This is a genomic window from Pseudoalteromonas shioyasakiensis, assembly GCF_022398475.1.
Taxonomy (GTDB): domain Bacteria; phylum Pseudomonadota; class Gammaproteobacteria; order Enterobacterales; family Alteromonadaceae; genus Pseudoalteromonas.
This window is the reverse complement of sequence record NZ_JAKEVM010000153.1, coordinates 1-10,095: the sequence shown is the minus strand read 5'-3', so window position 1 is coordinate 10,095 and position 10,095 is coordinate 1. Positions and strand designations below refer to the sequence as shown.

Genomic DNA, 10,095 nt, shown 5'->3' with positions numbered 1-10,095 from the left:
GGCTATATATACTATCCAAGGTTTTATACCGTATTGTCTGTAGGTAAACTTTATTTTTACATTTGAGTTTTGCATAAGTGTGAACTTTTTGTGTATCAACACGGTTTACTTAGATAGTTCCATCGAAATTCATTTTGATGGGTTTTAGAAAAACAAGTAGATGAGCTCCTTAGTGGGCAAGATGGGCAAGTAACTGTGAAAAAGCAAAGACCTGTAAATCTAGATCTAACAACTATATCTATGCCGGCAACGGCTAAAGCATCAATTTTTCACCGCGTCACCGGTGTAGCATTATTTTTTGCTTTAACGTTTGTCATTTGGGCTTGGTCTGAGTCTCTTTCTTCTGCAGAAGGTTTTGAATTCGTCAAGGGTCTGTTCAGCGGATTCATTGCCAAATTCATAGCATGGGGCACCATTTCTGTATTGGCGTATCACTTAATCGGTGGTATCCGTCATATCATTATGGACATGGGTCACTGGGAAGAACTTGAATCAGGTAACTTCAGCGCTAAAGTTGCATTAGCTTTAGGTGTTGTAGCTGCAATTCTAGCAGGAGTGTGGATATGGTTTTAAATCAAGCAACTCTTAAACGTGATGGTGTACAAGATTTCGTATCACTACGTGCAACAGCATTAATAATCAGCGCTTACGCGATTTTTATTATCGGCTATTTTTTATGTACGCCAGAAGTCACTTTCGAAGCCTGGCAAGGCCTATTCTCTAACCTAGCAATGAAAGGGTTTACCTTAATCACCCTAGTTTGCATCATGGTTCACACCCGTATCGGCCTTTGGCAAGTTCTTACTGACTATGTTAAATGCGCTAAATTACGTGCTGTTTTAGGCTTTGTATTAAACCTTATGGCTGTTGCTTACGTAGCAATTGGTCTAATCGTTTTATGGGGTGTTTAAGTGAATTATTCTGTTCGTGAATTTGACGCAGTAGTGATTGGTGCCGGTGGTGCGGGTATGCGCGCAGCACTAGCTATCACTGAATCAGGCAAAACCTGTGCACTTATCTCAAAAGTTTTCCCTACACGTTCTCACACTGTGTCTGCACAGGGTGGTATTACGGTTGCTCTGGGTAACTCACATGAAGATAACTGGGAATGGCACATGTACGATACGGTTAAAGGTTCCGATTTCATCGGTGACCAAGACGCTATCGAATATATGTGTAAAACAGGCCCAGAAGCTATTACTGAATTAGAAAACATGGGTTTACCATTTTCTCGTTTTGAAAATGGCCGTGTTTACCAACGTCCTTTCGGCGGTCAGTCGAAAAACTTTGGTGGTGAACAGGCTGCACGTACTGCAGCAGCAGCTGACCGTACTGGTCACGCGCTATTACACTGTTTATACCAACAGAACGTTAAAAACAAAACTAACGTATTCTCTGAGTGGTACGCACTAGATTTAGTTAAAAACAGCGACGGTCACGTTGTTGGTTGTACAGCAATCGACATCGAGTCTGGCGAAGTTGTTTACTTCAAATCAAAAGCTGTTGTTTTAGCAACAGGTGGTGCAGGCCGTATCTACGCATCGACAACGAATGCACATATCAATACTGGTGACGGTGTTGGTATGGCTACACGTGCTGGTGTTGCAATGCAAGATATGGAAATGTGGCAGTTCCACCCAACAGGTATCGCCGGTGCCGGTGTACTTGTAACTGAAGGTTGTCGTGGTGAAGGTGGTTACCTTCTTAATAAAGACGGCGAACGCTTCATGGAACGTTACGCACCAAATGCAAAAGACTTAGCGTCTCGTGACGTTGTTGCTCGTTCAATGATGACTGAGATCCGTGAAGGTCGTGGATGCGATGGTCCTTACGGTCCACACATCAAGCTTAAGCTTGACCACTTAGGTGAAGAAACACTTAACTTACGTCTTCCAGGCGTATGTGACCTTGCGAAAACATTCGCACACGTTGATCCAGCTAAAGAACCAATTCCAGTTATCCCAACATGTCACTACATGATGGGTGGTGTTCCAACTAACGTAAATGGTCAAGCATTACAAATTGATGCAAACGGCCAAGAGAAAGTAGTTGAAGGTTTATTCGCTGTTGGTGAGATTGCATGTGTATCTGTACACGGTGCTAACCGCCTAGGTGGTAACTCGCTACTTGACTTAGTTGTATTCGGCCGCGCAGCTGGTAACTTCTTAGGTAAGTACCTTAACGGTGTTGAAGCAGGTAAAGATGCGTCTGAATCAGACCTTGAAGCATCACTTGCACGCTTTAACCGTTGGGAAAATTCTAAAGCTGGCCAAGGTGAAGACCCAGTACAAATCAAGAAAGACCTACAAATGTGTATGCAACTTAACTTCTCGGTATTCCGTGAAGGTGATGCAATGGCAACAGGTCTTAAAGAGCTTAAAGAAATTCGTGAACGTCTTCAGTACGCTCGTCTTGACGACAAGTCGACTGAGTTCAACACTGCACGTATCGAATGTCTAGAGCTTGATAACTTGATGGAAACAGCATACTCAACAGCAGTAGCTGCAAACTTCCGTACAGAAAGCCGTGGTGCACACTCTCGTTTTGACTTCCCAGATCGTGATGACGATAACTGGCTATGTCACTCTATCTATAACCCAGTTACAGATGAAATGACAAAACGTGAAGTAAACTACGCGCCGAAACTGCGTGAAGCTTTCCCACCTAAAGCACGTACATACTAGGAGCGAGACGATGGCACAAGTACAATTTTCGGTTTATCGTTACAATCCAGATGTTGATAATGCACCACGTATGCAGGACTTCTCGCTAGAAACGCAAGAAGGCCAGGATATGATGGTATTGGATGCGCTTATGCAATTAAAAGAGCAAGATCCAACATTATCATTCCGTCGTTCATGCCGTGAAGGTGTGTGTGGTTCAGACGGTATCAACATGAATGGTAAAAACGGTTTAGCGTGTATTACTCCTTTATCAACGCTACTTAAAGGTGGCAAAGGTAAAATCGTAATTCGTCCTTTACCAGGTTTACCAGTGGTACGTGACCTTGTTATTGACATGAGTCAGTTCTACACTCAATACGAAAAAGTTAAGCCTTACCTAATCAACGACACGCCTGCGGCGGGTGAGCGTCTTCAGTCAATCGAAGAACGTGATAAGTTAGATGGCTTATATGAGTGTATCTTATGTGCATGTTGTTCAACATCGTGTCCTTCGTTCTGGTGGAATCCAGACAAGTTCATCGGTCCTGCGGGTCTTCTTCATGCTTATCGTTTCTTGGCTGATAGCCGCGATACAGCTACTGAAGAGCGTCTTGCTGACCTTGACGATGCGTTCAGCGTGTTCCGTTGTCACAGTATCATGAACTGTGTTAGCGTGTGTCCAAAAGGTCTTAACCCGACCAAAGCAATTGGACAAATCAAATCAATGCTTTTAAACCGCGCTGTTTAAAGCTTGAATATGTAAGGTGGTTAAGTGATTAACCACCTTGTTTTTAAAACAATTAATTTCTGCGCTAAAGAAAAGGGCTTATAAATGCACGAAGGTGTGATGAAGGCATGGCTAGAATCTTCTCACTTAAACGGCGGTAACGTTGCTTACGTAGAAGAGCTTTATGAAGCGTACTTAGATGATGCGACTTCTGTGCCAGAAGAATGGCGAGAAGTGTTCGAACAATTACCAAAAGTTGATGGTGTGGATGTTGACGTTAAACATTCAGAAGTTCGTTCACAATTTGCACAGCTTGCTAAAAACAAGCATAGAGAAGTAGTGGTAGCAGAGGGTGGCTCTGGCGATCCTAAACAGGTCAAGGTGCTACAACTTATTAATGCTTTCCGTTTCCGTGGTCACCAAAATGCCAACCTAGATCCATTAGGTATTTGGCAACGCGAACGTGTTCGTGATCTAGAATTAGAGTACCACGATTTATCTGAAGCTGATTTTGACCGTGAATTCAATGTGGGTTCGTTTGCTGTCGGTCGCGAAACCATGCCATTAGGTGAGCTATATCAAGCACTCAAAACGACTTATTGTGGGTCGGTAGGTGCTGAGTATATGCACATCACTTCAACTGAAGAAAAACGTTGGTTACAACAACGTTTAGAATCAGTGCAATCACGTCCAACGTTCTCTAAAGAAGAAAAGCTACGTATCCTTAAAGGATTAACAGCTGCAGATGGCCTTGAAAAATATTTAGGGGCTAAGTTCCCTGGTGCAAAACGTTTCTCACTTGAAGGTGGTGACGCATTAGTACCAATGCTTAAAGAACTAATTCATCGTGCAGGTGAAAGCGGACAAAAAGAAGCTGTTATTGGTATGGCTCACCGCGGTCGCTTGAACGTACTAGTGAACGTCTTAGGTAAAAACCCATCAGAATTATTCGATGAGTTCGCTGGTAAACACAAAGACACATTAGGCTCAGGTGATGTTAAATATCACATGGGTTATTCATCTGACTTTGCAACTAACGGTGGCAACGTGCACATGGCACTTGCATTTAACCCGTCTCACTTAGAAATCGTTAACCCAGTGGTTATGGGTTCGGTACGTGCTCGTTTAGACCGTCTAGGTGATAAGTCAGGTATTAAAGCATTACCAATTACTATTCACGGTGACTCTGCAATCGCAGGTCAAGGTGTTGTACAAGAAACATTTAACTTATCGCAAACTAATGCATTTAGTTGTGGTGGTAGTATCCGTATTGTTGTAAATAACCAAGTTGGTTTCACAACGTCTAAACAGTCTGATGTACGTTCTACACCATACTGTACTGATATTGCGAAAATGGTTCAGGCACCAATTTTCCACGTTAACTCTGACGATCCTGAAGCGGTTGCATTTGTTACTCAAATCGCACTTGATTTCAGAAACCAGTTTAAACGTGATGTAGTGATTGATTTAGTATGTTATCGCCGTCATGGTCATAACGAAGCGGATGAGCCGAACGCGACTCAACCACTTATGTACCAAAAAATCAAAAAGCATCCAGTACCTCGTCTAATTTACGCAGATCAATTAGTTGCTGAAGGTTCATTCTCAGAAAATGAAGTAAAAGCACTTGCTGATGATTACCGTAACGGTTTAGACAAAGGCAACTGTGTTGTTGAAGAAATTCAACTAGAAACATCGCACTCTTCTGATTGGGCTAAGTTTGTTGGTCATGATTGGGATGTTGAGTACGATGCAACAGTATCGGTTGAGAAGTTAAAAGAGCTTGGCGAAAAAGTAGCAAGCTTCCCAGAAAGCCACAAAGCACAGTCGCGCGTTAAGAAAATCTACGACGACCGTAAGCTAATGGCAACAGGTGAAAAACCACTTGATTGGGGTATGGCTGAAACACTTGCTTATGCAACGCTTGTTGATGCGGGTACTGATATCCGTTTAACAGGTCAAGATTCAGGTCGTGGTACATTCTTCCACCGTCATGCTGTTGTTCACAACCAAACTGACGCATCAACATACTTGCCGCTGCAAAATATCAGCGAAAAGCAAGGTGCATTTGAAGTATATGACTCAGTTCTTTCTGAAGAAGCAGTACTTGCATTTGAATATGGTTACGCAACAGCTGAGCCTACGTCACTTGTAATGTGGGAAGCACAATTTGGTGACTTCGCTAACGGTGCACAAGTTGTATTTGACCAATTCTTAAGTTCAGGTGAGCAGAAATGGGGCCGTTTATGTGGTCTTACATGTTTACTTCCTCATGGTTATGAAGGTCAAGGTCCTGAGCATAGCTCGGCACGTTTAGAGCGTTTCTTACAGTTGTGTGCTGATCACAACATGCAAGTATGTGTTCCTTCAACACCTGCGCAAGTTTATGCAATGCTTCGTCGTCAATCTGTACGTCCACTTCGTCGTCCATTGATTGTTATGACGCCTAAGTCGCTACTTCGTCACCCGTTGGCAACATCTTCACTTGAAGAGTTATCTGAAGGTGTGTTCCACAATATGATCGATGAAATCGATGATATTGCAGCAGATAAAGTAGAACGCGTTGTATTCTGTAGCGGTAAAGTTTACTACGAACTACTACAAGAGCGTCGTAAGCAAGAATTAAATAACATTGCTATTGTTCGTGTAGAACAATTATATCCATTCCCACACGCTGAGATGGATACAATCATGCAGCGTTACCAACACGTTAAAGATTTTGTTTGGTGTCAAGAAGAGCCGCAAAACCAAGGTGCATGGTATTGTTCTCAACACCACTTTGTTGACGCAATCCCAGCCGGTGCTAAATTAACTTACGCAGGTCGTAAAGCATCAGCATCACCAGCGTGTGGTTACATGTCAGTGCATAATAAAGAACAACAAGCGCTAATTGCAGATGCGCTTACTATTGAAAAGAAAGGATAAGCAATGAGCACAGAAATTAAAGTTCCTGTACTTCCTGAGTCGGTTGCTGATGCTACAGTTGCAACTTGGCACGTAAGTGTTGGCGACAAAGTAAGCCGTGACCAAAACTTAGTAGATATTGAAACAGATAAAGTTGTTTTAGAAGTTGTTGCACCAAATGACGGTGTAATCACTGAAATTTCACAAGAAGAAGGTGCAACGGTACTTGGCGAACAAGTAATTGCATTACTTGGTGATGCAGATGCTGCACCAGCAAGTGACGACTCTGCACCAGCTAAATCAGAAGACGCGCCAGCGGCGCAATCAGCACCAGCATCAGAAGGTAAAGAAGTGGACATTAAAGTACCTGTACTTCCAGAATCAGTCGCAGACGCGACAATTGCTACTTGGCACGTTCAACCAGGTGAAGCGGTAACTCGCGACCAAAACCTTGTTGACATCGAAACTGATAAAGTTGTTCTTGAAGTTGTTGCTCAAGAAGACGGTATCATGGGTGAGCACATTCACGCTGAAGGCGAAACAGTACTTGGTGAGCAAGTAATTGGTACAGTTAAAGCGGGTGCAGCACCGGCAGCAGCTCCTAAAGCTGAAGCAGCACCAGCAAGCGAATCAAATGACAGCTCTGACGTATTAACGCCGTCAGTTCGTCGTTTAATCGCTGAGAAAGGCCTTGATGCATCAAAAATCAAAGGTACTGGCAAAAATGGCCGTGTAACTAAAGAAGATGTTGATACATTCTTAAAAGCACCGGCAGCAGCTCCTAAAGCGGAAGCAGCAGCGCCAGCAGCACCTATGGGTGACCGTACACAAAAACGTGTTCCTATGACTCGTTTACGTAAAACAATCGCTAATCGTCTTCTTGAAGCGAAAAACTCAACTGCAATGTTAACGACTTTCAACGAAGTTAACATGAAGCCAATCATGGACCTTCGTAAGCAGTACCAAGAAGTATTCGAAAAGCGTCACGGTATCCGTTTAGGCTTCATGTCTTTCTACGTGAAAGCAGTTACTGAAGCACTTAAGCGTTTCCCTGAAGTAAATGCGTCTATCGACGGTGATGATATTGTTTATCACAACTACTTCGACATCAGCATCGCGGTTTCTACACCACGTGGTCTTGTTACTCCAGTTCTTAAAGACTGTGACAAGCTATCAGTTGCAGAAATCGAAAAAGGTATCCGTGAGCTAGCGCTTAAAGGTCGTGACGGTAAATTATCACTTGATGATATGACAGGTGGTAACTTCACTATCACTAACGGTGGTGTATTTGGTTCATTACTATCTACACCAATCATCAACTTACCACAGTCTTCAATCTTAGGTATGCACAAAATCCAAGAGCGTCCTATGGCTGTAAATGGTAAAGTTGAAATCTTACCTATGATGTACTTAGCGTTATCTTATGATCACCGCCAAATCGATGGTAAAGAATCAGTAGGTTTCTTAGTAACAATTAAAGAGTTACTTGAAGATCCGACTCGTTTACTACTAGATGTTTAATCTGGTTGTATGAAAACTAAGCTGTGAACCTCGTTCACAGCTTTTTTTTTGCGCCTTTGGTCTAACTGGGGTTTTCATGTGGAGCCTTGGGATTTATACTAAGTGCGCAATTTGGGATAGCTGTTTATTTTGCATAAATATTCAGCTCTTTTAGTATAAAAAATTGGATAAAGCATCATGAATTTGCATGAGTATCAGGCAAAACAACTTTTTGCCGAATATGGTTTACCAGTTTCTCAAGGTTTCGCTTGCGATACACCTGAAGAAGCTGCAGCAGCTGCTGAGAAAATCGGCGGTGATATGTGGGTTGTTAAAACACAGGTTCACGCAGGTGGCCGTGGTAAAGCTGGCGGTGTTAAGCTAGTTAAAACAACTGACGAAGTTAAAGAGTTCGCTGCGAACTGGTTAGGTAAAAACTTAGTTACTTACCAAACAGATGAAAATGGTCAGCCAGTATCAAAAATTCTTGTTGAAAGCTGCACTGACATCGCTAACGAATTATACCTTGGCGCTGTAGTAGATCGTGCTTCTCGTAAAGTTGTTTTCATGGCATCTACTGAAGGTGGTGTTGAAATCGAGCAAGTTGCAGAAGAAACTCCAGAACTAATTCACAAAGCTGAGATCGATCCACTAGTTGGTCCTCAAGCTTACCAAGCTCGTGAGTTAGGCTTCAAACTAGGTTTAAACCCTACTCAAATGAAACAGTTCGTTAAGATCTTCATGGGTCTTGCTAACATGTTCAACGATTTCGATTTCGCTCTATTAGAAATCAACCCGCTAGTAATCACAGACGAAGGTAACCTTCACTGTCTAGACGGTAAAATCGGTGTAGATGGTAACGCGCTTTACCGTCAACCTAAAATCCGTGAAATGCACGATCCTTCACAAGAAGATGCGCGTGAAGCTCACGCTGCAAGCTTTGAGCTTAACTACGTTGCACTAGACGGTAACGTTGGTTGTATGGTTAACGGTGCAGGCCTAGCAATGGGTACTATGGACATCGTAAACCTACACGGTGGCAAGCCAGCTAACTTCCTAGATGTTGGTGGCGGTGCAACTAAAGAGCGTGTATCTGAAGCATTCAAGATCATCTTATCTGACGACAACGTTAAAGCTGTTTTAGTTAACATCTTTGGTGGTATCGTACGTTGTGACATGATCGCAGAAGGTATCATCGGCGCAGTTAAAGAAGTAGGTGTTAACGTTCCTGTAGTAGTACGTTTAGAAGGTACTAACGCTGAACTTGGTCGTGAAGTACTAGCTAGTTCTGACCTTAACATCATCGCTGCTGAATCACTAACAGACGCAGCTGAAAAAGTTGTTGCTGCTGCGGAGGGCAAATAATGTCTGTATTAATCAATAAAGATACAAAAGTTATCTGTCAAGGTTTCACAGGTGGCCAAGGTACTTTCCACTCTGAGCAAGCGCTTGAGTACGGTACACAAATGGTTGGTGGTGTAAGCCCAGGTAAAGGCGGTCAAACGCACCTTGGTCTTCCAGTATTCAACACAGTACGTGACGCTGTTGAAGCAACTGGCGCAACTGCATCAGTTATCTACGTACCAGCACCTTTCTGTAAAGATGCAATCTTAGAAGCTATCGATGCTGGCATCGAGCTAATCGTTTGTATCACTGAAGGTATCCCAACACTAGACATGGTTGACGTTAAAGTTAAGCTTGATGAAACTGGTGTTCGTATGATCGGTCCTAACTGCCCAGGTGTTATCACTCCGGGTGAAACTAAGATCGGTATCATGCCTGGTCACATCCACAAGCCTGGTAAAGTAGGTATCGTATCACGTTCTGGTACTCTTACTTACGAAGCGGTTAAGCAAACTACTGACGCTGGTTTCGGCCAATCAACATGTGTTGGTATCGGTGGTGACCCAATCCCTGGCACTAACTTCATCGACGTTTTAGAAATGTTCGAAAAAGACGAGCAAACTGAAGCTATCGTTATGATCGGTGAAATCGGTGGTACTGCAGAAGAAGAAGCTGCAGAATACATCAAGCACAACGTGACTAAACCAGTTGTTTCTTACATTGCGGGTGTTACTGCACCTCCAGGTAAGCGTATGGGTCACGCTGGTGCAATCATCGCAGGCGGTAAAGGTACTGCTGATGAGAAATTTGCTGCATTAGAAGCTGCTGGCGTAAAAACTGTACGTTCATTAGCTGATATCGGTAATGCACTTAAAGAGAAAACAGGCTGGTAATCAGTTCTAATCTCTTAAAAAAGGCTCGCTTATGCGGGCCTTTTTTGTATCTATCACATCCTTC

Annotated in this window: 8 protein-coding genes; all 8 read left to right on the top strand. The window is 43.1% G+C overall.

What is annotated here, in order from left to right; genetic code table 11:
* Positions 1–195: 195 nt before the first annotated feature.
* The 8 genes from sdhC (at position 196) to sucD (ending at position 10,031) form a co-directional block, all read left to right on the top strand.
* Positions 196–573 carry a succinate dehydrogenase, cytochrome b556 subunit gene (gene sdhC, locus L1D51_RS18645; protein WP_082401567.1) on the top strand — a complete coding sequence of 126 codons (378 nt, stop codon included), beginning with the start codon at positions 196–198 and terminating at the stop codon, positions 571–573.
* Positions 564–911, top strand: a complete 348-nt coding sequence (sdhD, locus tag L1D51_RS18640; RefSeq protein WP_054551371.1) for a succinate dehydrogenase, hydrophobic membrane anchor protein — start codon at positions 564–566, stop codon at positions 909–911. The genes sdhC and sdhD overlap by 10 nt, the downstream gene beginning before the upstream one ends.
* Positions 912–2,684 (top strand): succinate dehydrogenase flavoprotein subunit, encoded by a 1,773-nt coding sequence (gene sdhA, locus L1D51_RS18635; protein WP_239964483.1) that lies wholly within the window; start codon positions 912–914, stop codon positions 2,682–2,684.
* 10 nt (positions 2,685–2,694) lie between these two features.
* A complete protein-coding gene (locus tag L1D51_RS18630) occupies positions 2,695–3,411 on the top strand; it encodes a succinate dehydrogenase iron-sulfur subunit (protein WP_054551369.1) in 717 nt (238 codons plus the stop codon).
* An 84-nt stretch (positions 3,412–3,495) separates the two neighbouring features.
* Positions 3,496–6,315, top strand: a complete 2,820-nt coding sequence (locus L1D51_RS18625) for a 2-oxoglutarate dehydrogenase E1 component (RefSeq protein ID WP_055021956.1) — start codon at positions 3,496–3,498, stop codon at positions 6,313–6,315.
* A 3-nt stretch (positions 6,316–6,318) separates the two neighbouring features.
* A complete protein-coding gene (gene odhB / locus L1D51_RS18620) occupies positions 6,319–7,815 on the top strand; it encodes a 2-oxoglutarate dehydrogenase complex dihydrolipoyllysine-residue succinyltransferase (RefSeq protein ID WP_055197251.1) in 1,497 nt (498 codons plus the stop codon).
* Positions 7,816–7,992: 177 nt separating this feature from the next.
* Positions 7,993–9,159, top strand: coding sequence for an ADP-forming succinate--CoA ligase subunit beta (sucC, locus tag L1D51_RS18615; RefSeq protein WP_054561566.1), 1,167 nt, complete (start codon positions 7,993–7,995; stop codon positions 9,157–9,159).
* On the top strand, positions 9,159–10,031 hold the full coding sequence (sucD, locus tag L1D51_RS18610; RefSeq protein WP_054561565.1) for a succinate--CoA ligase subunit alpha: 873 nt from the start codon (positions 9,159–9,161) through the stop codon (positions 10,029–10,031). Before sucC ends, sucD begins: the two co-directional genes overlap by 1 nt.
* The last annotated feature ends 64 nt before the right edge of the window (positions 10,032–10,095 follow it).

What these genes read in the sequence shown, in the direction of transcription:
- odhB (WP_055197251.1), top strand. Translation starts at nt 6,319, where the DNA reads ATGAGCACAGAAATTAAAGTTCCTGTACTTCCTGAGTCGGTTGCTGAT.
- sdhD (WP_054551371.1), top strand. Translation starts at nt 564, where the DNA reads ATGGTTTTAAATCAAGCAACTCTTAAACGTGATGGTGTACAAGATTTC.
- sucC (WP_054561566.1), top strand. Translation starts at nt 7,993, where the DNA reads ATGAATTTGCATGAGTATCAGGCAAAACAACTTTTTGCCGAATATGGT.
- L1D51_RS18630 (WP_054551369.1), top strand. Translation starts at nt 2,695, where the DNA reads ATGGCACAAGTACAATTTTCGGTTTATCGTTACAATCCAGATGTTGAT.
- sucD (WP_054561565.1), top strand. Translation starts at nt 9,159, where the DNA reads ATGTCTGTATTAATCAATAAAGATACAAAAGTTATCTGTCAAGGTTTC.
- L1D51_RS18625 (WP_055021956.1), top strand. Translation starts at nt 3,496, where the DNA reads ATGCACGAAGGTGTGATGAAGGCATGGCTAGAATCTTCTCACTTAAAC.